The sequence below is a fragment of the Kaustia mangrovi genome (genome assembly GCF_015482775.1).
GTDB classification, from domain to species: domain Bacteria; phylum Pseudomonadota; class Alphaproteobacteria; order Rhizobiales; family Im1; genus Kaustia; species Kaustia mangrovi.
The window spans coordinates 3,373,291-3,397,722 of record NZ_CP058214.1 but is presented as its reverse complement, the minus strand read 5'-3'; the positions used below and the strand labels follow the sequence as shown (position 1 = coordinate 3,397,722).

Genomic DNA, 24,432 nt, shown 5'->3' with positions numbered 1-24,432 from the left:
TGTCTAACCATCCCTGCGGAGGATATTGCGGGCATCGGCGACCGAACGGGCCAGCCCGGCCAGTCCGCCGGCACGGTTCACGGCATCTATGAACTTGCGCTGAGCGGTGGTTGTGCGGGCCGTCGGCCCCTTTGCCTCGACGGCCGTGAAGAGGGCGACGGTCTGCCCGACCATGTCGGGCGTGATCAGCACCGAGCGCCAGCCGATGAGGTCGCTGCTACCGGTGCAGAGCCCGGCATGCAGTGGACGGGCGTTGCGGACGAGAACGTCAGACGGATTGACCCGCGTCGCGTTCCCAGCCCAGCCCATGCCGGTATTGTTCCGGAAGAGCCGGGCGTCACCACGCCCGCATTCGAGCATGATGGACCTGTGGAGATCGGTTTCGCTCATAGCCCGCACCCTCCTTCGCAGATTTCCAGCATGTTGCCTTGTCCGCGGTCCTCGGCAGTCGACAGGTCAACCTCATCGAGCGGCACACAGGACCGATGAACGTATTCGGCATGCTTCATGCCTGGTGTGTTCCGGATGAGCCGGTCGATCTCGACAGCCTCATTCCAAGCCTCCGGATCGTGCTCTTTCAGCCACCGCCACTCGGCGTTGCTGCGGTACGGGCAGAACACACAGGCACTCTTGGGCGGCACCGGATATCCGTGGCGTCGCAGCCATTGCTCGCAATCCCAGCGGGACATGCGCTCTTCGAGCAGCGGGAAGCGGTGCACCGTCCAACGCTCAAATGACGGCCCGGCGCGCACGACCTCATCGGTCGAGAAGCCGATCCAGATCTCGCAGGATCGAGGCGGGATCCGTTGTCGTGGCTTGAACCCGAGCAATTCCCGTTGGACCTTGGTGATGGGCTCGACCTTGAACTCGCGCGTGCACTGCCGCCGCCCTTGGCCGCCATTGGCCGTGAAGAATGGCGCCGAGACAAAGCGATTGGGCTCACCGTCCTTCCGGACCCCATTGCGCCCCCTCGCGCGGCGTCGGATGCTGTCGGAAAGCCGCTCTCCCTTGCTTGTGCGGATACACCGCATCTGGCCGTTCGTCTGGCGTGTGACCTCCGCTTCGAGCCAATCGAGATGACGCATCGTCAGACTGGCCTCGTCCCCCGGGTCGGAGAAGATCATCACATCGGGACGCGGCCCCACGACGCCATGGCATGTCATGAGCGCGAGTGCCGTGGATTGCACACCGCCGCCGAGCGACAGCGCGCGAAGGCTTACACCCTCAACCGGCCCCCAAGACCATCCACCGCGGCGCACCTTGCTCATGCGGCCCCCCGCTTTCGCTCGACTGCGTACCCGCCCCATTGCTCGGCCATCGCGCTTGCCATGCCCGGGAAAAATCGGCTTCGCTCCCTGCCGCGATCCGGGCCGGGCGGCCTGCGCCAGACGCGGTTCCACGCCTTCCATTCGTCGCTCCCGCGCGGCGGCTCCGGCAGCCGGTCCGTCTCGACCAGCGGCGGAAGCCCACGCAGATACCAGCCTGTCGCCTTGTATTCGGGATGCCCGAACCAGAATGGCTGTACGATGTGCGGCTTCGGCACGTCGGCAGGCATCCGATCCCGGGCCAGATCGTGCATTTCCGGGTTCTCGATGGCGACCAGCGGGACCGGCGCGCGCCAGCACGCGACGAACAGATCGATCCCGGCATCGAACTCGGCGATCATGCTCGCCCAGGTTCTCCCTCGCGGAAGCTTCTTCGGCGGCGTCATCTTGCCCGGGCCGGAAAGCCAGCGTCGCCCCGAGCGGCACAGCCTCGTGCACGGCGGATGCGCAACAACAAGAAGATCCCAGCCGTCGCCCAGAATGTCCCGCACGTCGCCGGTGATGTGTCTGTTGCTCCCGTCCTCCGCCGGCAGGAGATCGCAAGACCATGCGTCGTGCCCGCGCGCCGCAAAGGCGCGGCGTACGGTTCCGGTAAACTCGCAGGCCACAAGAACACGGAAGGCCGGATTAAAAGGCGGCAACGCATCCCTCATATCGACAGATGCTCCTGCTTTTCGTGATTGCCCTGATCTGCGATGAGCCCCGCCTCCTGCATCCAGTCCTCGGCATCGGCCTCGATCTGGCCGTAGACCTCCGGATGCTGGGAGCGGAAATCGGGGAAGTATGGCCCGGCGACAAAGCCGCCATCGGTGACCACCAGCCATGCGCACGAGTTCGGCAGCCAGCGCCGAATATCGAGACGGAGCGCCTTGAAGTCGGCCCGGGTGACGTAGCCCCTCTTCCCCAGAAGGACGGCGATCTTGATCGCCTTGATCTTCCAATCCGTGAGCTGGATCGGGGCGGAAGCCCCTGCCGCGACATCGGGGATGTAGTCCGGCAACGGACAGCGTTCCGTTGGACACCATTCCCGCCAGCTCTTCCCCGTGAAGTAGCTGTCGTTCTCTCTGGGCAGATTGGGGGTGTAGGCAGGGTGCAGGTATCTGCCAGGCTTTAGGCGCCTCATCGTGATCACCGTCAGCCCGATGTAGGCGCAGATCTGATCGTAATGGCGACCGACCCCCTCTGGCACCAGCACCGCACGACAGTCCGGTCCAGGCAGATCGACCGACCACGGACCGCCCTCCAGCGCTTGACAGATCACCTTCGCATTGAGCCGCAGCTTCGCTTCGACGCCGACCTGGAAGCCGTCGCCGTCCCTCACGAGCAGGATGTCCCAGCCCGCTGTTTCGGGATATGCGGTCCAACCCTTCTCAAGGTCTGCAATGAACGCCGCGCATAGCGCCGCCTCCGTCTCGAACGGCTTCTCGCTCATATCTCCAGCTCCAGTTGTCGGGATCTCCAGTGCCGGCCGGCTCTGGACCGTGTCACGGGCTCGATCATGTCGGCGCGCCACAGCGCACGGACCACGCGTCGGGCATAGGGGACGGTGATCTGCATCCGCCGCGCGAGGTCGCGAGCGGTGATCGCGCTGTCGTGACGGACCTCGCGCATGATGCGGATGCTGGCCGGGGCGCCGATCATTCCGCGGCCTCCGCCGGTTCGTCTTCCATGAGGCCGAACAGCGACGGCACCGCGAGCTTTTCCTCGGCGGCGCGGCAGTAGCGGGCGCCGTCTCGGAAGTAGATCGGGTTCAACTCGGAGGCCTGCCCGCGCCTGCCCTTGAGGATGGCGCGGTACGGCACCGTCATGAGGCCGCCGAACGGGTCGTAGACGAGATCGCCGAGATTGCTGTAGCGCTCGATCAGACGGTCGACGATGTCGAACTGGAGCGGGCAGATATGCTTCTCGACATTGCTGGCCGACTGTTCCGCGTTGAGCGTGCGCATCCGCACGACGTCGTGCCAGACTGCGGGGTCGTGCGAGCCTGGCGCCAGAGCCATGAAGGTGCGCGGCAGCGCGCCGGGACGTTCGGCTTCGATGGCCTCGCCGAGACCGACATGCCGCTCATAGTCGTAGACCTCGGCCAGGCTCCACGCCGCGAAGTACTTCGCGATCTTCGTTGGGCCCATCTGCACGAGCTCCGCCGGCGTCAGGAGCCGGTCACCGCTGGACCGCCACAGCGCATGCGCATCGACCTGCCAGCGCGACAGGCTGTAGGCGTCGGGATCCTTCACGACGGGGACGTCGGCGTAGCCCTTTGACCGATCGGTCTGCGGCTTCCGCATCAAGAGGACGTACTCCGGCGAGCCGACGCCCATCTTGGTGCCGTCCTTCCGCATCTCGCTGTAGCCAAGCCGGTAGGTCTGGTTGTTCTCGCGGACCACGTCGGTGACGACGGTGATCATCCCCATGAACTGGAAGCCGTGGCGGAGATAATGGAAGATCGCTTCGGCGTGGAATGGCGACACCGTGGGGACGCCTTGTCCGGTCACCGACCCGAACAGGATCCGGTCCTTGACGTGGATACAGGCGAGCCGTCCCGGCGCCAGGATCCTCAACAGCTCCGGCGTCAGGAAATCCATCTGCTGCCAGAAATGGCGGTTGTCGTCGGTGTGGCCGAAATCGTTGTAGCTGGCGGTGTACTCATAGTGATTGGAGAACGGGATCGATGTCACGACGAGGTCGACGCTGTCGTCGGCCTGGCGCGCGGCCTCGTCGACGGCGTCGTTGCAGGCAATCCGGAAGCGCTCGCCTGCGACCTCCTGCCGTTCGACGCCGATTGACCGCCCGATGATCTCGTCGGGCGGGATACCGTTCAGCCCGTAGCGGCGGATGATCTCGCCCATGCGTGCCATCAGCGCGTCGTGATCGCGCCATTTCCGCTCCAGCGATTGCCGGACCTCGCGCTCCGCTTCCGAATAGATGATGTCGATCCGGCAGGTCCTGGTCTGCCCGAACCGCACGATGCGGTGTACCGCCTGAATGAAGTCGTGGAACTTGAAGCCGATCCCGACGAAGATCTCCCAGGCGCAATGCTTCTGGAAATTGCAGCCGGCCCCGGACATCTCCGGCTTCGTGGCGAGATCCCGGAACCGGCCCTCCTTGAAGTCGACGGCGTTTCGCTCGTTCTTCTCCAGATCCTGCGAACCGTAGATCGACCGGACCCCGGGAACCGTCTGTTCGATGGCGCGGCGCTCGTCCTCAAGGTCGTGCCACAGGATGCGGTGCGCCTCCGGATCCTCGCCGATGAGGTCCTGCATCTTGGCGATGCGTGCCGACAGGCTCTCGCGCTTGGCCGCCGCTGCCTGTGTCACGCCGAGTGCGGCGTTCTGGAACAGGAGGCCCTGCCCTCGCCGGTCCGCGCCCGCCGCGCCGTGATCGACGGGAACCTCGTGCCAGCGGACATCAATGTCCGGTAGAACGAAGCCCTCGTCGGAGAAGCCGATGTCCGATGGCTTCTGCAGGAAGAGCGCCCAGGAATGGACCCACAGCCAGAACTCGTCTTCCTTGTGCGGATGGAGCTGGAGGTCTCCGGCCTTCTCGCTGTTGCGCTGGAAGAACCGGGTCAGCGCCTGGCCGGTGTCCATGACACCCAGGAAGCCAGCGTAGTGGATCAGTTCCTTTGTCCGGTTTGGCGATGGCGTCGCAGTAGCGACGAACTTGAAGCGGACCGCATCGAACAGCGGCAAGAAGGTCTGAAACGTCTTCGTGCCGTAGCCGCGCAATACCGCAGCCTCGTCAAGACTGGCGGCAACGAAGTTTGCGGGATCCAGCTTGCCGTCGCGTACGCTCTCATAGTTCGTGAGATAGATCGGCTCGTCGCCCTCCAGATCGTCATCGGACCTGATGAACCGGAGATTGACGGCGTGATCTCCGGTGAAGCGTTCCGCCGCTTCGGCGACGAATTCGTGCCGGACACCGAGCGGCACGACGATGAGACGCTTGCCGGGCACCTTCGTGCCGATGAGCCGCATCATCTCGATCTGCATCGACGTCTTGAAGAGACCGAAACTCGCGAAGATGGCGCGCCGGCCGCCGCGCAGCGCCCACGGCACGATGGCACGGACATGATCGGCCAGCGCGGGATTGACCTCTTCGGCGGCAACATCGATGCCGGTGGCGTCCGCCAGCCGCATCTTGCGCTCCAGGAATTCGCGGTAGCGGTCGCTCATGCCGCCCCCCTCCTGCGCTGGCGGGCGCGGTAGACATGCTCCGCCCAACCCGGCTTGTAGCCGCGCTGCGCCGCGATGGCCTTGAGGTCGTCCAGCGTCTGGGCCCGGCCGACCTGCCGGCGCTTGGCGCGGCGCATCGCCTCGGCCTGCGCGTCGGTGATCTCCGCCAACTCGCCCTCGACCTGTTTCGGCCCGGACTGTGCGTCGGGCTCATAGACGTGCCCGCACTCCGGGCATTGCGGCGCCGGCGGATGCGTCATGAAGCATTCCGGGCACTGATTGATCTTCACGTCGGGCGATTGCGCCGCCCCCTTGCCCTTGCGCTTCGGCATGCCGGCCAGCGACCATTCCCTGTCGTCATCGGGCAGGCCGTGGCGGAGGCAGTTCCCGACGTGATCGAGGATGATGGCCCGGTCCTTACCGGGCGATGGCCGCAGCGCGCGTCCGACCTGCTGGAGATAGAGCGTCTGCGACGCGGTCGGGCGCAGGAGGATCGCCGCCCCCACGACCGGAATATCGGTCCCTTCTGAGACGATCTCGCAGGACGTCAGGACATCGACGGCGCCGCTGCCCAGCGCTTCGATCAGCGCGCGGCGCCGCGCAGACGGCATCTCGCCGTCGAGACTTTCCGCACGATAGCCGGCGGCGCGGAACTGGGCGGCGACGTGCTTGGCATGGTCGACGGAGGCACAGAACGCAATCGCCGGCATGCCGGGACAGATCTTGCCGTAGTGCTCGACCGCGTCGCCGGTGATGGTCGGCTTGTCGACAGCGCGCGCCATATCGCCTTTCGCGAAGTCGCCGCCCCGCATCTTCACGCCGCTGAGATCGAGCTGCGACGGCGGCGCGAATACCGCCGGCTTCGACAGGTGGCCGGCAGAGATGAGGTCGGCGATCCCGGGTCCGACGATCATGTCGTCGAAGACGCCTCCGCCCTGGACGCCGAGCCCTTGCCCATCGGTGCGCGCCGGCGTCGCGGTGACGCCGAGCAGCCGCGCCTCCGGACGGGCATTGATGATCTTGCGCCAGGTCCCGGCCGTGGCGTGATGAGCCTCGTCGATGATGATGAGATCGACGTCGCGCATCGCTCCCTTGTCGATCCGGCGCACCAAGGTCTGGACGCTGCAGACCTGTATCGGCTCCTGCGGCGCCGGGGTGTAGCCGGGCGCGACGAGACCATGGGAGAGGCCGATCCCGTGCAGCGAGCGCGAGCATTGCTCCAGCAACTCCTGCCGGTGGACAAGCACCCATGCCCGCCGGTTCCGCTGAGCCACACCGGCGCCGATGTGACAGAACACGACGGTCTTGCCGCCGCCGGTCGGCAGCACATAGACCGGCGCCCGGGCACCTCGCCTGTAGCTCTCCCGCAGTTGCTCAACACCACGGGCCTGATAGTCGCGCAGCGGCAGCATGGCGCGATCAGGACGCTGCGGTGGTCTCTTTGTCGGAGCTCACCGGCTCGACCTTGAGCAGGCGCTCGATGGTGGCGAGCGTCGGCGACGACACGCCGTTCCGCCACTTGTGCCAGTTCGCATAGGAGACACCGGCGACGGCAAAAAGCCCGCGGACCGTGTATCCGCAGGCGTCGGCGTGACGTTCGATCTTCCTGAAAATGTCCTCGGAATTCAGCATGTGACGCATCTCGTTCGGGATTGTCGCAATTCGCTCGTGTCAACGGATATTGCATTCATGCGCATCATCCGTCAACATAGTGACGCATATATGCTCAAACGCTTCACTTGCATCACAAGGCTTCAGGATGTCCGACGCGCCGATGCGCCGTATCAGATCGAGCATGTTGCCGGGCTATGCCGACTGCGCCCGGCGCGCCGCGGCCAAGCAGTATCGAGACGAGATCCAGGCGGCCGGCTATGAGCTCCGCAGCCTGATGCCGAGTATCGGCGCCGCTGTCGGCACCGCGACCCACGCCGCTGTCGAGCATGTGCTCCGCCACAAGATGGAGACCGGCGAGCCCGGACGGATCGGCGACGGTGTCGCCGCAGCCATGGAGGCGCTGCGCGAAGAGATCGCGCCGGGCGCGGAATGGGATGAGACGACGCCGAACCTGCAGACCGCAGAGCTCCAGGTCCGCCGCCTCGCCGAAGCCTATATGCCGCTCGTCGCGGACATAGAGCCCGCCGGCATCGAGATGGAGCTGACCGCCCAGATCTCGCCGAAATGGGAGTTGACCGGGAAGATCGACCTCTACACCCGGATCGCCGCACTCGACGATCTCAAGACCGGAGCGGTGCGGCGCCCCTATCAGGCGCAGCTCGGTAGCTATTCCATCCTGCTGAGATCGCACGGCAAGCCGGTGACGTCGGTCGGGACCACCTTCCTTCCGCGTGCCCGGAAGACGAAGCCGCAGCCGCCACCGGAGCGGCAGCACTACGACCGTGCCGTCTGCGAGGCCGCCGCCTTCGCGACCATCAAAGAGATCACGCGCGACGTGGAGGCCTTCGCGGAGACGGCCGACCCGTTCGCGTTCAGAGCTAACCCGATGTCGCTCATGTGCTCCGCCCGGTACTGCCCGGCGCATGGGACCGAATTCTGCAAGCTTCATATCGACCAGGAGAAGGACAATGGCCCAGTCGACTGATGTCGCCGCCACCGAAGAGACCAAGGCGCCCGTTCTCGTCCAACAGGACGAACGGCCCCATAACCCGTTCGAGCGGAGCCGCGACAAATCGCTTGCCGCCGGCACCGTGGAGATCGAAAGCAGCCGCGCCGTCGCTGAGGCGCAGGCGAAGCTGCTGATCGCCCAGCGCTTCCCGCGCGACCCCTATTCGGCATGGGAGCGCGCGCTCAATGCCTGCATGCGGCCCGGCCTGGCCGAAAGCTCGATTTACTCCTACAAGCGCGGCGGCGAAGACGTCAGCGGTCCGTCGATCCGGCTGGCCGAAGAGCTGGCACGGTGCTGGGGCAATGTCGACTACGGGCTCCGGGAACTCTCAAATCGCGACGGCCTCTCCGAAATGGAGGCCTATGCGTGGGATCTGGAGACCAACACGATCTCGACGCAGAGGTTCACGGTCCGGCATATCCGCGACACCAAAGGCGGCAGCCGGTCGCTGACACAGCAACGCGATATCTACGAGATCACCGCCAATATGGGCGCTCGACGTCTCCGCGCCCGGATCCTCGCGATACTGCCCGACGATCTCAAGGACGCCGCCGTCGCGCAGTGCCGGCGCACCATTGCCGGCGACGGCAAGGAGCCCATCGGGGACCGCATCAAGAAGATGGTCGCCGCGTTCGGCAAGCTCGATGTCAGCTCCGAACAGCTTGAACAGTATCTGGGGCACCCCCTGAAACAGATCGTCCCCGACGAGCTCGTCACCCTCCAGGGCGTCTACACCTCGCTCAAGGACGGGCTGACAACCGTCGGCGAGGTCTTCGGCGCCCGGCAGTTGGCGGAGCCGGAGCCGCCGAAGAAGGCGACCGGGAAGGACGCTCCGAAGACCAAGGCCGACAAGCCGAAGGCGGAGAGCAAGACAGAGACGAAAAAGGCGGACGAGAAGCCGAAGAAGGCTGAGCCCGCACCGGAGGCGGAGCTCACCGAGCCGGAGCACGATCCGGAGACCGGGGAGATCGCGGAACCCGACGAGGGCGGGACCGGTGACGATGCGCCCGCCATGGCCGGGCCCGATGCCGGCAGCACCGACGACAGCAAGGATGAGGATCTGTTCTGATGCGGATTTCAGTCGAGAACTTCCGCAGGCTGCGGCGCGCCGAGATCGACATCTCGGCCACCGCGCTTGTCTGCGGACCGAACGGGGCCGGCAAGACGTCGCTGGCCCATGCGCTTGCCGCCGCGCTTACCGGCGACCCGGTGCCGATCAGCGGCGTCAAGAAGAGCGAGGCCGGCGCCTTCGTGCATTCCGGATCCCCCAAGGGGCTTGTCACCGTGACAGCGGAGGCCGGCCATGTCAGCGTCGAGTATCCCCGCGCCACTGTCACGACGGAAGGCACCCCGCCCTCGGCGACGCCCTACGCGGTCGGCATGAAGAGCCTTGCCGACATGGACACCAAACAGGCCTCCGCCGTCCTCATCGAATATCTCAAGGCGACGCCGACGCGCGAGGATCTGGAGGCTGCGCTCGACAGGATCGGCGTCGGCGCCAGCGTTGCCGACAAGATCTGGTCCAGCATCGAGGCCAATGGCTGGGACAACGCCGCAGCCCATGCGAAGGAAACCGGTATCCGCCTCAAGGGGCAATGGGAGGGGATCACCGGCACCCGCTACGGATCGAACAAGGCGGAACGCTGGCTGCCCGACAATTGGGCGACGGACCTCGAAGGCGCCTCGGAGGAAAGCCTCCAGGCCGCGGCAACGGAGGCCCGGGAGTTTCTGGAGGCCGCCATCGCGGCGACAGCCATCAGCAATGACGAGCGGGAACGCCTGGAGGCGAAGGCCGGCAAGGCCGACGACCTCCGCGCCGAGATCGCCGACCAGGAAACGGTAATCGACGGTCTTCGCGAGAAGGTTCGGGCGACAGAGAAGGCGCTCGCCGACCTGCCAGTGGTGCCGGTCGACGATCACATGATGCCCTGTCCGCATTGCGGGTCCCCCGTCGTCGTCAAGCGTTCCCCCGTCCGCCTCGCGAAGCCGGAACAGATCGGCGACGACGAGAAGAAGCGGCGCCACGAAGCCATCGCCAAGGCGAAGGCGGCTCATGACGAGGCCTGCGCCAAAGTTTCGGCGGCTCAGAAGACGCTCGCCGATCTCAACCGCGATCTCGCCGACGCGGAAGCGGCTCAGAAGACGCTCGATGAGGCGACCGTCGACGACGGCGGCGGCGACGACGTCGAGGCCGCGCGCGAGAATGCCCGGTATGCGGAAGCCCGGATCGCCGCGTTCAAGGCGAAGTCAAGCGCGGATCGCATCCACAACAGCATCCAGAGCAATGCGGATGTCCAGGCGCTCCTGGCTCCGGACGGTCTCCGTCTGCGGAAGCTGCGCGATGCTGTTGCCGACATGAACGGCCGGCTCGCACAGATCTGTGAGGCGGCGGACTGGCTGCCGGTGAAGGTGCAGGACGATCTCTCCGTCACCTATGCGGACTGGCCGATGAAGCTGTGCTCCGCCGGCCACGCGCTGCGGGCCCGCATCGTGCTGCAGGCGGCCTTCGCCGAGCTCGATGGATCCGCCTGCCTCGTGATCGATGCCGCCGACACGCTGGACCGGTCCGGCCGGCGCGGTCTGATGCGGCTTCTCGGGACGATCAAGATGCCGGCGATTGTCTGCATGACGATGCCGGACCGCAAGGACGTTCCCGACCTCGCCGCGAAGGGTGCCGGACACTCCTACTGGATCGACGACGGTGTCGCCGAGCCGATTGGAGGGTGACGCCATGGGCGGCAGCGCATGGTCGCCACCGGACTATCCCCCGGTCGGATGCTGCCACTGGCTGACCGGGGATGTCCGGGACGGCACCGCGACGTGGTGCGGGGCGACGGTGACGAACTCGCCGTCGTCGCTGCTGCAGCGCCGCTACTGCCGGGAGCACGCCGCAATGGCGATCAGGCCGGACGAGAAGGAGACCGACGAATGACACCGGATGAGCACCGTGTCGCCGCCCAGCACTACGCGACGGATGCGCTGGGCTACCTGATCAGGGGCGATACCGACACGGCACGCGAGAAGCACCAGGCGGCCCGTATCCACCTCATCGCGGCGATGAATATCGAGGCTGTCCGCAAGCGCGAGATTTCGAAAGGAGCTGGCAATGGCATCGAAACGGAGGCTGCGCAGGAAGCGCTGCAGCCGGAAGCAGCGTCATCCGACGATCCGGGCCGCGCTCCGCGCTCGGTCGAAAATGATCGGTAGGGGCACGGTCAGTGCCGGAGATCTGCAGGCCTATCACTGCCCGCATTGCGGTGGCTGGCATCTCGGCCACCCTTCCCGCGGCATCCGACGATCAATGGCGGATCGCGCCGAGCGCCGGATGACACGATACCAAGCGCCAAAGGAGGTATGACCATGGCGAAGACACAGGCGAAGGCCGACCAGGACAAGACCGACAAGGCCGCCGAAACTGGCGACGACAAGAATGTCGTTGATGCGAAGACGTCGGCTGCGGAAGCGGAAACCACTAATGCGGAGACGGTCGAGATCTCCATCGATACCCTGCGCGCCGTCGCGAAGATCCTGCCGCTCGATCCGAACCGTGCGAGACTCGCCGACGCGGAGACCAGGACGGCCGTCGCCGAGATCCGGAGGATCCTCAGCACCGCCGAATAGGCATGTTAATTTTTTCGACCTGATCGGAGGCGCCCGGATCCGGGCGCCTCTTTCAATTGGCGGGCATCTCCCAGCCGCAGCGCCGGGCGCCGTACTCGTTGTGATCGAGCGCCTTGAGCAGTTCGTCACGCGACATCCGCTCGATCACGGCGGGACTGAGATCGTCTGGCGAGCTCGTCAGGCACCAATCGTCAGCGACTGGACCATTTGCGCAGCCTGTCACGAAGCTCACCATCAGACAGGCGGCGATTGCGCTCCTGTACATTGCGATACCTCTTGACCTCGCGCAGGGTCCGTTCCGACGCCTTGCGGCGTTCTGCTTCGCGCCCCGCGCTCTTGCCCTTGAAGAAGATGATGGCGACACCGGCGAGCGCAGCCGCGATAAGGCCCAATGCGCGACCGATCGGTGAGGTCACGAACCAGTTCAGCGCTGCGAGGATGACCGTCATGCCGCCGCCTCTCCCCTACGGGCCCGCACCATCATGACCCCGACAGTCGAGATTGCCGCCACGACGGTGAGGCCGACAAAGGCATAGAGCGCGATGTCGGAGATCCCGGTGAGGTCCTGGATCTTCTCCGCCGCCGTAGCGGCAGCGGCACCGATGCCGCCGACAACCGTGGTGCCGGCGCCGACGCCTTCGGGAGTACGGCTGATAGCGACGTCCTCGGGGTCGGCCTTGCCCATGGTCGGCTTCTTCGGCAGCGGCAGCTCCGGGCTCCGCACCTTGGCCGCGGCGCGCTCCGCCATGTCGGACGCATAGTCGATGACGCCGATATCGCCGGACTGGGCACCCATGGTCTCGCCCATGATGCGCCGCTTCCAGCCGCGACCGAACGTCTTCCACGTCTTGAGAGAGCGGACGAAGCGATACCGTTCCTCGCAGATCGCCTCGACCAGAGCGACGGGATCGCGTGCATAGGCCTCGCGGGTGAGATCGACTGTTTCAGGGCCGATGATGCCGTCGACACGGGCGCCGACGATCTTCTGCAGGGCGCGCGCGGCACGGCCCGGGCCTGAGTTCACCGCATAGTCGAACACAGCGTAGTCGGCCCCGGCGGGGAGCTGGTCGCCCTTGACCAGGTTCCAGTACATCGACCGGTAGATGTCGGCGACCTCCGCCGGCGCGATCTGGAAGACGTCCTTCCGGGGCCGGTTTCGATCCCGCCGGTAGCGGTCATAGGTGCGCTGTGTAACCCCGCGGTTGGTGCGGCCTCCCGGATCCTTGGGATGATGGACGGCGCCGCCTTCCCAAGCGAGCGTGAGTTCGAGGGAGCGGTCGAAGTTGGTCTTCACCGATCTGTCCTCCTATGATCCGCCGAAGAGGCGGTCCCTGATGATGTCGCCGAAATAGACCAGGAGCCCACCGGCGGCGGTCATGACGATGCCGAGCGCTGCAAGAGCGCCTTTGCCGCCGCTCTCCAGCTTCTTTGCACGGTTCACGACGGGCGCAATGTCCTGCACGTCGGTCTCGACATGGCCCATGCGCGCTTCCAGAACCGTGATCCGCTCCGACATGTTGTTGAGGCGGTCGGAGATGAGGTTGATACGGTCGTAGATCGCCTTCCGCGACTTCCGGGCCTCGTCGTTCGAGCGCTCGAAGGTCTTGATCAGGATCTCCAATTGACCGGACAGCTTTGCCGCCAACGGGTCCTTGTCCGTCATGTCCGCCCGATGCCCCCTGGCTATTCGTCGACCCTGCGATACGTGACCCGCTCGTCTCCGTGCTTGACGACGAGCTCAACCGGATGCGGATTGTCGCCCCCGTCGAAGATCCCCTTCACGATCCCGCCGACCTCGCGGATATGGCAGAGCAGCCGGTGGACATCGCGCATCGCCGACAGGTGATAGTCGGCGTGTTCCTTCTTCATCGTCCCGGCCTTGACTTGATCGCCATAGACCTTCTCGCGGAGGCGGACCTCGCGCTCGACCTCAGCGATCTGTTCCTTGAGCGAGACAGCCATCACGGCAACGGCCAGATCCGCACGCGGCTGTAGACCTCAGTGCCCCAACCGGCATATTCGCCGAACCCGTCCGTCGACCGCGACCCTTCGCAGCGGTGCTCGACACGGAACGTCGTTGTCGCGGCGATGCTGACATAGCCGCCGCCGAACGACCGCGTCGTCGGGTTGTCGGCGGAGCCCGCGTTGCCGGTGCGCGCCGCAGTGCCCTCGATGGCCGTTGCGCCATCGGTCACGTTATAGAGCCTGGCCTTGTGGCGCCCGACATCGAAGGCCGGAGCATCGAACTCGATGTAGTAGGAGCCGGCGGGAAGGGTGAATTCGTTGTTGGAAACCGTCGCCAGATTGTCGACATTCCGGATCGCACCGAGATCCCGGATCCGCCATGCTCCGGAATTGAAGGTGCCGCCCGCAGTGCCCTCGTTTTTGTGATCCTCAAGGATCACCGTAGGCGCCTGGCCAACCGCGCTGAGGATGGATCGGATCTTCGCCTTCTTGCCTGCGCTCGTCGCCAGATAGTCGTCGAGATCGGGCGTCGCGTCCTCGACCAGAGCGCTGATCCGTGGCCCGATGTTGCCGTCGTGCCAGACCGGTTTGCCATCGCTGAGGTTGGCCTGGTTGGCAACGACGAAGTCGCCGGACCCGTTCATGCCGAAATACTTCGTCGTGTCGGTGTCGGCGAACATGACGGCCACGACGCCGTTGTCTCCGCGCTGCAGCTTGAGCGGCAGCCCCGCCGTGGCGAGATTGATGGTAAGGGCGCCGGACATGACGTCGCCGCCCTTCTTCACAAAGGCGGAGAGGTCGACCTGCGGATCGAACAAGGCCTGAATGGCCTCCAGAAGCTGGCTGTAGTCGCCCTTTTCGAGGGTGATGCCGGCAGCTTCGATAACAGCACAGATGGCTTCCTGGACGTCATTGAGCCAGTCGTCGGTGACGACGGTCGCGATCTGCCCGGTGCTCGGGTTGCCCTTCGTGAACCGGTTGTCTTGTGTCGCGCCTTGTCCGTCGATCCGGTGCATCAGACGTCGCTCCTGTCTTCGTTTGCATCACAATATCCTCAGATGCGTCAAAGAGCAACGAAAGCGTCGCGCCGGCGCTGCCGGCCTGCGACAGAACGCCACCAAGGGTTGAAGACAGTTTTATTCGATTGCTAAATTTCCTCCATTGGATGGAGAGAGCAGGCGGCCGGGGGGCCACGAAAGTGAAGATCACATTTGTGATGTTCCACGCCTTTGGAGGCGTGGAAGGGGGTGCGTTTGACAACGCCCGCGTAAGGGCGCGCCACGAACAGAAAGTGCGTGATCGCATCGCCGGCGGCGGAGATCAGACGCACCAGATGATCTCGATGGCGACACGGTCTATCAGCCAGACCTACCCGGAGGCTGATATCGTGCTTCTCACCGACAGAGTGTCAAACGATATCCGACTGCCTGACCGAACCCGCGTGGAACAGATCCATGTCGACATGAACCAGCTCATGCTTTCCCGGGTGCGGCAGTATCGGGACTCCGTCGAGCGCGCGCCCGACGATGGGTACATGGTCTTCATCGACACCGACATGCTTCTGTTCCGCAGGTTCGACGAGATCCTGAAGGACGATTTCAATCTCGCCTTCACGATACGTCGAAAGCGACGAGTGCCCATCAATGTCGGCTTCTATGTCGCGAACCTGAGCGCCAAGGGTCGCGTCATGGATTTCTTCGACCGATATGTCGGGGCCTTCGAAGCGCTCGATCCGGCCGCCTATGCCTGGGAGGGCGAGCAGCCGGTTCTGGCCCGTATGCTCGGCGCTCCGGCGCTCGATGTAGATCGACCCCGCTATGCGGACTGGGGCGACATCGTGATCAAGTATCTGCCGACGCATGTCTACAACTTCACACCCGACGGCAGCATGCTGAGATGGCGCCTGTTCTCGCCGCGCGCGAAGGTGCTGCATCTCAAGGGGAGCCGGAAATACTCCATGCCCGACTACTACCGAAGATATATCGAACCGAAGATCTGGGGGCGTCTGAGACGAGGCTAGCGCGGTGTGCTAGCCTCGCGGCGCGAACGTCACCAAGACGCCTCGCGGGTTACCTCCGCCACCATCGGAGACGACGTTCAACGTCTCATCGCTTTCCCCGCCGGCGATCATCGCGCCCGATGACCATTCGTTGGAATTGATGTCGACGCCATATTGCTTCGCGATCCCGGTCCACGACGGATTGCTGCCGCCGGTAGATTGGGACACCGCAAGACCAGCACCGTTTGCCGGTAGAAGGCCGGACAGCGCCACGCTCGACGAACCGGAGCCCGGAACTGCCGCAACCGGCGTCGGATCGGCGTCGAGCACGTAGAATTTCCCGATGCTGATCGCGCTGCACCACGACTGGTATGACACCGTGATCTCGCCGGATGTCTTGTTCGTCGGAATGAACCACATCGAGCAGTTCCAATCGTTTGTATCCGCCGCGGTGAGCAGGGATGCCGGATCGCCGTCCAGTTCTACGCTACTGGGCACGATCCCGTTGTAGCCTCCATTGCCCACCGCGAAGAGCACTCCCTTCGTCGTGCCGGCCGGGGGCGCCGCCCCGAGCGGTGCTGCGGTGAAGGTGTAGTTCTGCGTGAACGACCCGCTTTGTTCGACGCCGACAAAGGCCGGCACGACGATACGTTCGACGAGCGGCGATGCCGCGTATCCGGCGACAGCGCTCATCAGGACACACCTTCCAGGTTGATTTCCCAGACGTCGTCGCCCTCATCGCTGACACGGTGCAGCGTGACGGATGCGGCCTTGTGCGGGAGCGCGACCGATCCGCCGTCCACACCATTGAGGGTGACGCCTGCCGGGGCTTGCACCGTGGTCACGCCGTCACCGGTCTGTGAGATGACCGCCCAGAAATCGGTCCGATAGGCCTCATCGACCTGGGCCTTGATGTTGATCGTCTGAGCGGTCGCACTCGACATGCGGATCCTGGTGCCGGCATGGCTGTCGAGAAGATCGGCCGATGCGGTCGTGATCTTGGGCGAACCAGCGAGCTGCCCCACCGCTTCGCGACCGGCGACATCCGTCTGCAGCGTGCCGATGTCCGCGTCCAGAGCCTCAAGCGCGGCCCCAACCGTCGCGCCAGTCACCGAGCTGTCGTTCACGATACCGGAGGCCGGCGGCTCGGTGTTGTCGATCTTGTCCCAGCTCGTGCCGTTGGAGACCAGCCAGTCGCCGACCTCCCAGTCGGTCTCGCCGTCGATATCGGTCGTGCCGGCTACCCCGACCACATAGTAGTGGCCGTGATTGCCGCCGCCCGCCACCGGGATCGCCGGAGTGTTCGTCGCCGCGTCCCACGTTCCCTGATAGGCGAGGGCGCCGACCAGCGCGTCCGGGATCTGCGCCGCCAGGAGCTTGCCCTGCGCGTTGAGTGTGGCGACCCCGTTGGCGACCCCGAGCTGATCCTGTGTCACCGGATCGGCGGTGATCCACGTCGAGTATCGGACCCATCGCCCGGTGCCGCCCGTCATCGGCTCGATCACGTCGGCGCCGTCGTCGGGGTCCGTGGAGAGAGGATCCCAGCGGTAGCAGCCGCCGCCGCCGTCTCCGGTGGCCAATCCGCCGGCCGCCACCATGAAGGCCGGCCGGGTCCGGATCGCTCGCAGATCGGCCACGGTATGCACGCCTTCGCGCATCATCGGATGGCCGCCCAGGGTTACGGCGTCGTGCGCGACGGCAACGCCCTTGTCGGTGTCGACGGTGACCTCTCCGACCTGGCCGGTGAAGGCGTCGTGCTCCGCCGTGGAGCCGCGCCGGAACTGCACCTGTGTCGTCATACGATCAGCCCTCCGAAGTCCATTTGCTCGTCATCGCCACCGACGACGGAGCCGAAATCGAGCGTGTCGCCATAGGCCTCAGCGACCTGTCCCCAGTCCAGGAACTCGCTGGGCTGATAGGCGAACAGCAAGACGGTCTGCGCCGGCTTCCTCTGTTCGAACACGCACTCCAGTTCCTCGTTGCCCCATTGCCGGAGCGGATCGCCAGCCGAGCCGGTCCCGGCCCGGAACCATGTGATCGACGTCTCCGGCGCAACGATGGTCCAGGTATGGGGCCATGCCGGCGGGTTGGTAAGCGGATCGCCGGCCCGGGATAGCCCGGCGCGAAACGGCACGAATTCGCGGATCTCGATGTCGTATCCCAGCTTTGCCGCGAGCCCGACATAGAATGCGATGGACTGCCCGCCCAGCGAGGTATACTTCGCGACCACGGCGTCGCGGCGCTCCGAGACTGTCTGCGGCGCCGTGATGCACTCATCCGGCAGTCCGAGCACGCGCTCCCAGTCCGGTAGCAGCTCCAGCGTTGTCCGCGGATCGAGCTCCTGGACAAGATCCTCGGCGCGAAGGTCGATGCGCGCGAAGGCGTCGGCAATCGCGCGGATGACGCGATGCAGCGGCCCCTCCGGCTCCGATGTCCAGGCCGCGCCCTGCGGCAGAAGGCGCCGGAGCTGGCGTGCATATGCCTCAGACGGCTGCGCCATCGCCTACACCCATGTGATCGAGCCGAACTCGGCCATCTCCCCGGTGCCGTGCTCGACATCGGCCGCCGGGCTCACCAGGGTGTGGTCGTACTCGCCCGCGGCAATCGAGATCGCCTCGCGGATATGGCTGATCAGGATCGTGCCGCCGGGCTCCGCCTCCCGCCGCAGCATATCGCGGAGCTCGGCCTCGACGGCCTCCTGCACGGCGGCTGTCGCCGGTTCGACACGGATCTGGAAGTCGAGCGGCGCCGGGGTCGGGGCCTCGACATAGACCTCCGCCGTCACCGGGCGCTCTGCCTCGATATGGTCGTAGACCTCCTGCACCTTGGCGCCATCCGGAAAGATGCTGTTCGCGTCGTCATCGAGCACGAACCGCACCGTCACGGTCCCCGCGCCCATTTCCAGCGGGAACACCCAGACCCGGGTAACCCCGGCGATCTCCTTCGCCCAGGCGATATAGTCGTGCTCGGCGCCGCCGTGAGGCGGCATCCGCATCCGCTCAAGGAGACGTCCCCGCAGGCTGTCGTCGTCTTCCTCGTCGACACCGTCAATAATGGCTCCGGTCGCAACCGCCGCAGTCGCGCCGACACCGGAGACCGGCGACACGAAAGTCAGCGAGACCCCTGCATCGGCGTTGCCGTTCTCACCGGCGACGACAGCGGTGACGGCAAGCGTGGCCGATCCGTCGACGACAGTGGCATCGGCATCGGTCTCGTACCGGGTCCCGTCCGCGCGTTGCAGCTCGGCACCTGCCGGGATGACGACACCATTGGCGCCGGTCACCTCGACATCCCCGGCGGCGAAGGTCGCGCCGCGTCGCGTGAGCCCGAAGAGCGTTGCCTGGCGTTCCAGATACTCCGCCTCGGACTGATCGGGAAAGATCTGCCGCGACAGGAATTCGAGATGCGCATGGAGCATGTGTGCTGCCCCGGCGACGACGCGGGAGAAGACATGGATCGTGGAGCGGCGCAGCACGGCACCGCTCAGCGCAAGCCGCGACGTGAAGTCGCTTGAGATGCGGTCGATGAGCTCCGCAAGCGTCGGTCGCTGCCATGCCATTACGCCGCCCTCGCTTCCTGCGCGTCCCATGCGTAGTTGAACCGGTACTCGACCGGGTCCGTATCGGGCCGATGGATCGTGATGCCGAGCCCGAGCCATCCGGGCCGGACGATCTCCGCCTCGATGTCGATCCGGTCGCAGACACGATCATCGATCAGCCATTGCAGGGCTTCCCGCGCATACTGTTCGGCGCGGTCCAGCACGACCTGCATTTCCTTCTCGCGATTGAGCAGCCAGAGCTTGGAACCGATCCGGTCACCGTCCTCATACGGGAAGGCGTCGCCCCACCAACCGCGGCGATCCGACCCGAACTCGACAGGCAGGACGTCGCCGTCATCGGCGCGCCGATCCGTGAACAACGAGATGATGACGGCGGTCTGCAAGCTGTCGTCGAGCACGAGATCGCCGCCGTCGACCATCATGTCGGCGCTGAAATCGCCCCAGACGAGTGCGAGATCGCTCATGTATCTTCCTTCGGCGGTCCTGTCAGATCCGATCCCGTCACGACATCAGTGTGCTCGTGCGTATTCAAACGCACCTTCGCTTCGACATCTCCGTTCTCAACGATAATGCCGATATCACCTTCGACCTTCAAGTTACCTGTGATCGTCACTTCCGGCGCATCTATCTTCAGGAGAGATCCCGCTTTTATCTCGACGATGCGACCTCGCTTGATATGCACATAGTCGCCCTCGTCCGTATACAGAGCGACCTCACCGGCCTCCATATCCTTCTTTCGGTAGCGGCGATCATCGACCGCCATGATCATCGGATGATCGCGGCTGCCGCCCACGAACATGACCACGGTCTCCGCACCCTCGTGCGGCACCGACGTGATCCCGTAGTTCTGCCAGCGCTCGACGCGGTCGCGGACCTCGTTCTTGAGCAGGGAGACCTGCCCCTCCTGCATCTTCTTGCCGTCGTCTCCGCGTCGCCAGACCCCGCGCGAGACCATGTTGTCGATTCGCCGCCGGATTGGCGCCAAGACACGGGACAGATTGCTGCTGGAGCTGCTAGCCATTGCCGAAATCCCATTCCCAATCGAGATCGTAGTCTTCCGACCAGGGATCCGATTTGGCCGGTACCGCAGCGTCTCCCTTGCCACCGCCTCCACCGCCAGTTCGCGGCGTGTAGGCCTCCGGCCGTTTCAGGGCGAGCTTCGCCGTGGTCCCCGATCCGGTGTCGATGCTGTAGGTGATCTGCGTGATCAGCATCTCGGCATCGATGCCGAGCATGGGCGACCGCAGCCGCACCAGCTTGTTCGGCTCCCATAGCGCGCCGCCGGGCTGTTGCTGCCAGCCCTGCACCTTCACCGAGACTTGGCCGGCGCGCGCCGACCGGACGATGGCTTCCCATGCCGCCCGTTCCTCGGCCGCCTTGAGCGTGACGATCCCTTCCGGCCTCACAATCAGGAGGCGGCCCGGCCTGACATTCTCGTCGAGTGCATCGGCGACCACCTCCGACGCAGGATCACCATAGAAGTCGTCGGAGCCCGGGTGCTGGCCCATGACGCGGTACTCGGAGAAGCGGCCGGACTGGGTAAAGCTCGCCTCGGCGGACAGGATGTTCTGCCCTTCGACGAGCGCGGTGGAGATCCGCTGCGATCCGCTGCGCGTCAACAGGAGACCACCCTGACCATCCGATACCGGCAGGACGCCCGACAGACGGCAGATCCGGTCAATGGCCTCGAAGGCGGTCTCGCCGGGATTGATCGGGAACCGGTCCTGCGGCGGCGGCAGCGAGACCCCGTCCTCCAGCTTGACACCGATCCCATGCCGCCTGCAGATCTCCGACACGATCCGATCCGCCGGCTGTTTCACCAGCTCCCATTTGTCGCCTTCCAGCGCGGCACTGCTATCGATAAGGTCGCCGGCCTTGTCGCGACCGGTGATCTTGAGGCTGTGCGATTGATGGTCGTAGCTGACCCGGCGCTCGTCGACATAGCCCGTGATGACGACGGTCCCGTCGATGGCGACGGTGCATTCGTCGCCTGGCCGGATAGGCCACGGCTGCATCAGGCTCCACTTCTCGGAGACGTCTAGGTCGAACTTGCCCGATGCCGCCTCGATCCCGCGCGTCACCTGAACGGTTTTCCAGCCCTCATAGGCCATACCGCCGACCGTCAGAGTGACCCTAGGCACGGCTCAGGACCTCCAGCTCGGCGCCACCTACCGTGAAGCCCGGCTTCCGGAGCCTGTTTCGACGGATGATATCGGTCTCCCTGGAGACTAGATCCTCGATATCGTAGAGCTCATAGGCCAGCACCAGTGACGGCACCGTCACCGCCGGCCTATGCCGCAAGAGGTGCGGCAGCCGGCGGTCGGACCCGGGCACCGCCTCAACCACCGCGGCGCGGAGCTGCTGCATCGTCTGCCAGACCTCGTCCGGCGCGACTTCGGAGTGATCGTCAAGCGCGACCAGGATCCGGTCCCGTACCGACATCGCCTCTTGATAGTTGTCGAACGCCGCCAGTGGCGCGGCCTGCGCCGCCCGGATGATGGCCTGGCGGCGAACAACGGCATCAAGCTCGGCCTGATTGGTGGCCTCCCGCCGCCGTGTCGATGTCGTCGACGGCGCCGGTCTTGCCGTCGACACAAACTCCGACACGTCGAGAAGCGCATCGATGCCGGCGCGCGCCGACGTCATGCCTTCCAGCCCGGCGAGGAAGACCGTCGACAGCCTGCGGGAGATATCGGCCGGATCCCGCACGATGGACACCGGATCGGACACCAGGCTGTCCACGGCCCGGTTCAGCCCAGCGAGATGCTGGGCGTCGCCCATGATCGGCGCGAACGATCCCCGCGCCGTCTCGCCGGCATCGCCGATCATGGTCATCAGGCTGTCCAAGGCGAACTGCGGCACATCGTCTGTGACGTAGCCGGCGACGAACGACGACGCCACAGACAGGAGAGACGAGCCCGCGGCGGAGCGGACCGCACTGACCAGGCTGCCGGAGATGGACGGAAACAGTCCCGCCTCCGACGTCTCTTCGAAGTCGATGGAGATCCGGGCCATGCCGCCTTCGTCGCGGGTATGGCGGACCCGGAAGCCGGTCACCGCAACGGTGCGCTCTCCATGATAGGGATGGACAAGAGTGCCCGGCCCCTCGCCCTCCAGAGCCGAGATCAGCGCATTGAGCGGCCCGAGATAGTCGGGACCGATGACGTAGCCGTCGATGGGGAAGGATCGCCCCTTGCGGCCCAGATCCTCGACATAGGCGAAATCGCGCTGCGGATACTCATGCTTGACGGCCTTGCGGCCGCCGGCGAATTCGTCGGCATCGACATGAAACCCGGCGCCGCGAAAGGATGCGGGCCTCAGATGATCGCGCCAACTCACGGAACGGCCTCCTGCATGTTGTAGCCGACCGACATGTCGAGCTCGGCGTCGCCGGTGGTATCGGCCTGGACGCGGGTGCCCCGCGGCGCATTGTCGAACACGACCTTGATGTCGGTCCTGGCCCGGCCGCCACGCGATCCCGCTCCCGGCAGCGATTGGGAGGCAACACTCTCCGGTCGGTCGGGGGACAGCGCCGCACTGCCACGGCCGTCACCGATGGCGAAGGTATCCTTGATCGAGTTCCAGACGCCGCCGATCTTGCCGGGCAGCGACAGAAGCCAGTCGATCTTCTTGGCGATCCAGTCTATGGCGTCGGCAAAGGCATCCTTGATGTCCTGCCAGATCCCGACGAAGAAGTCCTTCAAGCCGGTCCAGGCGCTATCCATGATGTCGCCGGCCCAACCGACGACATCCAGGACCCACTCCCGCGCGGCATCGATGAAGTGCTTCCACGCCAACTGGACATCGATCCAGAGCCCCTTGAAGAACTCCTTCACGTCTTCCCAGTTGTTGATGACGTAGTAGGCCGCCGCCGCGATGGCACCGATCATGAGCAGGAACCATCCCAGCGGACTGGCGAGGATGACCACGCCAAGGGATGTCAGAGAGGCCACGAGCCCGGCAATCGCGATTGCGAGCGGACCAAGGATCACGGCGGCGATGGCGGCGAGCGCGACCTTTACACCGCCGAACCGATCGGTCAGCGGCTTCACCGTATCGCGGATGTCCTCGAAGAGACTGCGGATCTCCCCCAGGATGTACGGCACGTTTTCCTCGATGGAGGTCAGGACATTCAGGATGCCATCGGCAACGCGCTTCGCCCACGCTTCGAGGCTGCCGTCCGCCGCCATCTGCTTGACCCGCTCCAGAAGCCGTTCAAGCCGCTCCTTCAGGAAGTCGAAGACGCCATTGTCCATGACCATCTTCTTGAACTGGGTCCACCAGTCCATGAGGTTGGACACCAGACCGTCCCAGGTCTTCGACATGTCGTCGGCGGCCCCGGCGGCCTGTTTCCCCATCTCTTCGATGAGCGCCGCAATCGTCTTCCTGCCGAGCTGCCCCTCCGATGACAGATCCTGGAGCTCTTGGACGTTCTTCCCCGTCGCTTCGGCAAGCAGATCCCAGACCGGGACGCCCCGCTCGATGAGCTGGAGGATTTCCTCGCCCTGCAGCTTCTGCTTCGTCCAGGCCTGCCCGAGCGCGAGAATGATGCCGTTCAGTGTCTCCGCGGACCCACCCATCTTGGCGTTCTGGTCGACGAGCGCCCGCAGCGTCCCGTTCGTGGGCGACATGCCGAAGACGCGGAGCCGGACAAAGGCATCGGTGACGTCGTCGAGCTCAAGCGGCGTGCTCCGGGCGAACTTTCCGATCCAGTCCATCGCCTTCTGCGCGCCCTCGCTGGAGCCCTCCAGGTTCTTGAGCATGACCTCGTAGCGCTCGAAGGTGGCCGCTGTATCGATGAACTGCGTCTTGAAGAGATAGCCGGCGCCGCCAAGCGCTATCGCGAGCTTGGCGCCAAGTATCTTCGCCCGGTCGACGACGCGCCCCATGGCGGTGCCGACATTCTGGAATTGACGGACGATATGGTTGAGCCCGGTCGACGCGCCGATGGAGCGCATCGACGTCACGAAGCGCTGGACCCCGGACGTGATCCGCTTGATCCGATTGTTGATGGCCCGCATCGGCGCCGTGACGCGGTCGATGGCGGTAAGCAGGATGTCGAGCTTAAACTGGGCCACGATCTGAGATCCTTTTCGCTTTGTGGGCCCAGAAGATCAAATCATCGGCCGTCAGCTCCCACAGATCGGATGGAGGCCAGTGAAAGGTGG

The 24,432-nt window shown here is 65.2% G+C and carries 30 protein-coding genes; 7 read left to right on the top strand and 23 right to left on the bottom strand.

The annotated features are described in order from the left end of the window. Positions 1-3: 3 nt before the first annotated feature. Genes HW532_RS15885 through HW532_RS15850 form a run of 8 tightly spaced genes read right to left on the bottom strand, consistent with a single transcriptional unit; the run spans position 4 to position 7,129 of the window. Entirely contained in the window at positions 4-390 is a 387-nt protein-coding gene (locus tag HW532_RS15885) for a VRR-NUC domain-containing protein (RefSeq protein ID WP_213161398.1), read from the bottom strand. Beyond that, a complete protein-coding gene (locus HW532_RS15880; RefSeq protein WP_213161397.1) occupies positions 387-1,268 on the bottom strand; it encodes a hypothetical protein in 882 nt (293 codons plus the stop codon). The genes HW532_RS15885 and HW532_RS15880 overlap by 4 nt, the downstream gene beginning before the upstream one ends. After that, positions 1,265-1,978 carry a hypothetical protein gene (locus HW532_RS15875; protein WP_213161396.1) on the bottom strand — a complete coding sequence of 238 codons (714 nt, stop codon included), beginning with the start codon at positions 1,976-1,978 and terminating at the stop codon, positions 1,265-1,267. The genes HW532_RS15880 and HW532_RS15875 overlap by 4 nt, the downstream gene beginning before the upstream one ends. After that, positions 1,975-2,757 carry a hypothetical protein gene (locus HW532_RS15870; protein WP_213161395.1) on the bottom strand — a complete coding sequence of 261 codons (783 nt, stop codon included), beginning with the start codon at positions 2,755-2,757 and terminating at the stop codon, positions 1,975-1,977. The genes HW532_RS15875 and HW532_RS15870 overlap by 4 nt, the downstream gene beginning before the upstream one ends. Then, the gene (locus HW532_RS15865) at positions 2,754-2,966 is read right to left on the bottom strand and encodes a winged helix-turn-helix transcriptional regulator (protein WP_213161394.1); all 213 of its coding nucleotides are present in this window, start codon (positions 2,964-2,966) and stop codon (positions 2,754-2,756) included. Before HW532_RS15865 ends, HW532_RS15870 begins: the two co-directional genes overlap by 4 nt. Then, positions 2,963-5,497 carry a DNA methyltransferase gene (locus tag HW532_RS15860; protein WP_213161393.1) on the bottom strand — a complete coding sequence of 845 codons (2,535 nt, stop codon included), beginning with the start codon at positions 5,495-5,497 and terminating at the stop codon, positions 2,963-2,965. Before HW532_RS15860 ends, HW532_RS15865 begins: the two co-directional genes overlap by 4 nt. Further along, positions 5,494-6,909: a DEAD/DEAH box helicase gene (locus tag HW532_RS15855; protein WP_213161392.1), complete on the bottom strand. Its 1,416-nt coding sequence runs from the start codon at positions 6,907-6,909 to the stop codon at positions 5,494-5,496. The genes HW532_RS15860 and HW532_RS15855 overlap by 4 nt, the downstream gene beginning before the upstream one ends. 7 nt (positions 6,910-6,916) lie before the next feature. Continuing rightward, positions 6,917-7,129 carry a helix-turn-helix domain-containing protein gene (locus HW532_RS15850; RefSeq protein WP_213161391.1) on the bottom strand — a complete coding sequence of 71 codons (213 nt, stop codon included), beginning with the start codon at positions 7,127-7,129 and terminating at the stop codon, positions 6,917-6,919. A 142-nt stretch (positions 7,130-7,271) separates the two neighbouring features. Between HW532_RS15850 and HW532_RS15845 the strand changes: the two genes are divergently transcribed. The 6 genes from HW532_RS15845 (at position 7,272) to HW532_RS15820 (ending at position 11,741) form a co-directional block, all read left to right on the top strand. Beyond that, positions 7,272-8,096, top strand: coding sequence for a PD-(D/E)XK nuclease family protein (locus tag HW532_RS15845; RefSeq protein ID WP_213161390.1), 825 nt, complete (start codon positions 7,272-7,274; stop codon positions 8,094-8,096). Beyond that, positions 8,080-9,189: a hypothetical protein gene (locus HW532_RS15840; protein WP_213161389.1), complete on the top strand. Its 1,110-nt coding sequence runs from the start codon at positions 8,080-8,082 to the stop codon at positions 9,187-9,189. Before HW532_RS15845 ends, HW532_RS15840 begins: the two co-directional genes overlap by 17 nt. Next, positions 9,189-10,847 carry an AAA family ATPase gene (locus HW532_RS15835; RefSeq protein WP_213161388.1) on the top strand — a complete coding sequence of 553 codons (1,659 nt, stop codon included), beginning with the start codon at positions 9,189-9,191 and terminating at the stop codon, positions 10,845-10,847. Before HW532_RS15840 ends, HW532_RS15835 begins: the two co-directional genes overlap by 1 nt. A gap of 4 nt (positions 10,848-10,851) precedes the next feature. Then, a complete protein-coding gene (locus tag HW532_RS15830) occupies positions 10,852-11,052 on the top strand; it encodes a hypothetical protein (protein WP_213161387.1) in 201 nt (66 codons plus the stop codon). Then, a complete protein-coding gene (locus HW532_RS15825) occupies positions 11,049-11,327 on the top strand; it encodes a hypothetical protein (RefSeq protein WP_213161386.1) in 279 nt (92 codons plus the stop codon). The genes HW532_RS15830 and HW532_RS15825 overlap by 4 nt, the downstream gene beginning before the upstream one ends. Before the next feature lie 153 nt (positions 11,328-11,480). After that, entirely contained in the window at positions 11,481-11,741 is a 261-nt protein-coding gene (locus tag HW532_RS15820) for a hypothetical protein (protein WP_213161385.1), read from the top strand. 191 nt (positions 11,742-11,932) lie between these two features. On the opposite strand, the gene HW532_RS15815 is transcribed toward HW532_RS15820, so the two are convergent. Genes HW532_RS15815 through HW532_RS15795 form a run of 5 tightly spaced genes read right to left on the bottom strand, consistent with a single transcriptional unit; the run spans position 11,933 to position 14,722 of the window. Next, positions 11,933-12,190 carry a hypothetical protein gene (locus HW532_RS15815; RefSeq protein ID WP_213161384.1) on the bottom strand — a complete coding sequence of 86 codons (258 nt, stop codon included), beginning with the start codon at positions 12,188-12,190 and terminating at the stop codon, positions 11,933-11,935. Then, positions 12,187-13,035 carry a glycoside hydrolase family 108 protein gene (locus HW532_RS15810; RefSeq protein WP_213161383.1) on the bottom strand — a complete coding sequence of 283 codons (849 nt, stop codon included), beginning with the start codon at positions 13,033-13,035 and terminating at the stop codon, positions 12,187-12,189. Before HW532_RS15810 ends, HW532_RS15815 begins: the two co-directional genes overlap by 4 nt. A 12-nt stretch (positions 13,036-13,047) precedes the next feature. Continuing rightward, the gene (locus tag HW532_RS15805) at positions 13,048-13,404 is read right to left on the bottom strand and encodes a DUF1515 family protein (RefSeq protein ID WP_213161382.1); all 357 of its coding nucleotides are present in this window, start codon (positions 13,402-13,404) and stop codon (positions 13,048-13,050) included. Between the two features lie 20 nt (positions 13,405-13,424). Beyond that, a complete protein-coding gene (locus HW532_RS15800; RefSeq protein ID WP_213161381.1) occupies positions 13,425-13,703 on the bottom strand; it encodes a hypothetical protein in 279 nt (92 codons plus the stop codon). Further along, on the bottom strand, positions 13,703-14,722 hold the full coding sequence (locus tag HW532_RS15795; protein WP_213161380.1) for a hypothetical protein: 1,020 nt from the start codon (positions 14,720-14,722) through the stop codon (positions 13,703-13,705). Before HW532_RS15795 ends, HW532_RS15800 begins: the two co-directional genes overlap by 1 nt. Before the next feature lie 197 nt (positions 14,723-14,919). Between HW532_RS15795 and HW532_RS15790 the strand changes: the two genes are divergently transcribed. After that, complete coding sequence (locus HW532_RS15790) at positions 14,920-15,726, top strand: hypothetical protein (RefSeq protein ID WP_213161379.1); 807 nt, start codon at positions 14,920-14,922, stop codon at positions 15,724-15,726. A 9-nt stretch (positions 15,727-15,735) separates the two neighbouring features. On the opposite strand, the gene HW532_RS15785 is transcribed toward HW532_RS15790, so the two are convergent. From HW532_RS15785 to HW532_RS22540, 10 genes are read right to left on the bottom strand one after another with little or no spacing between them, the layout of a single operon-like run. Beyond that, the gene (locus HW532_RS15785) at positions 15,736-16,398 is read right to left on the bottom strand and encodes a hypothetical protein (protein WP_213161378.1); all 663 of its coding nucleotides are present in this window, start codon (positions 16,396-16,398) and stop codon (positions 15,736-15,738) included. Further along, positions 16,398-17,504: a hyaluronate lyase N-terminal domain-containing protein gene (locus HW532_RS15780; protein ID WP_213161377.1), complete on the bottom strand. Its 1,107-nt coding sequence runs from the start codon at positions 17,502-17,504 to the stop codon at positions 16,398-16,400. The genes HW532_RS15785 and HW532_RS15780 overlap by 1 nt, the downstream gene beginning before the upstream one ends. Continuing rightward, a complete protein-coding gene (locus tag HW532_RS15775; protein ID WP_213161376.1) occupies positions 17,501-18,205 on the bottom strand; it encodes a YmfQ family protein in 705 nt (234 codons plus the stop codon). Before HW532_RS15775 ends, HW532_RS15780 begins: the two co-directional genes overlap by 4 nt. A gap of 3 nt (positions 18,206-18,208) precedes the next feature. Beyond that, positions 18,209-19,264 (bottom strand): baseplate J/gp47 family protein, encoded by a 1,056-nt coding sequence (locus HW532_RS15770; RefSeq protein ID WP_213161375.1) that lies wholly within the window; start codon positions 19,262-19,264, stop codon positions 18,209-18,211. Beyond that, on the bottom strand, positions 19,264-19,728 hold the full coding sequence (locus tag HW532_RS15765; protein ID WP_213161374.1) for a phage GP46 family protein: 465 nt from the start codon (positions 19,726-19,728) through the stop codon (positions 19,264-19,266). The genes HW532_RS15770 and HW532_RS15765 overlap by 1 nt, the downstream gene beginning before the upstream one ends. After that, positions 19,725-20,285, bottom strand: a complete 561-nt coding sequence (locus tag HW532_RS15760; RefSeq protein ID WP_213161373.1) for a phage baseplate assembly protein V — start codon at positions 20,283-20,285, stop codon at positions 19,725-19,727. Before HW532_RS15760 ends, HW532_RS15765 begins: the two co-directional genes overlap by 4 nt. Then, positions 20,278-21,405 (bottom strand): phage baseplate assembly protein, encoded by a 1,128-nt coding sequence (locus tag HW532_RS15755; RefSeq protein WP_213161372.1) that lies wholly within the window; start codon positions 21,403-21,405, stop codon positions 20,278-20,280. Before HW532_RS15755 ends, HW532_RS15760 begins: the two co-directional genes overlap by 8 nt. Further along, the gene (locus HW532_RS15750) at positions 21,398-22,603 is read right to left on the bottom strand and encodes a DNA circularization protein (protein WP_213161371.1); all 1,206 of its coding nucleotides are present in this window, start codon (positions 22,601-22,603) and stop codon (positions 21,398-21,400) included. The genes HW532_RS15755 and HW532_RS15750 overlap by 8 nt, the downstream gene beginning before the upstream one ends. Further along, positions 22,600-24,342: a tape measure protein gene (locus tag HW532_RS15745; RefSeq protein ID WP_213161370.1), complete on the bottom strand. Its 1,743-nt coding sequence runs from the start codon at positions 24,340-24,342 to the stop codon at positions 22,600-22,602. Before HW532_RS15745 ends, HW532_RS15750 begins: the two co-directional genes overlap by 4 nt. After that, on the bottom strand, positions 24,329-24,406 hold the full coding sequence (locus HW532_RS22540; RefSeq protein ID WP_425491959.1) for a hypothetical protein: 78 nt from the start codon (positions 24,404-24,406) through the stop codon (positions 24,329-24,331). Before HW532_RS22540 ends, HW532_RS15745 begins: the two co-directional genes overlap by 14 nt. Positions 24,407-24,432 lie beyond the last annotated feature (26 nt).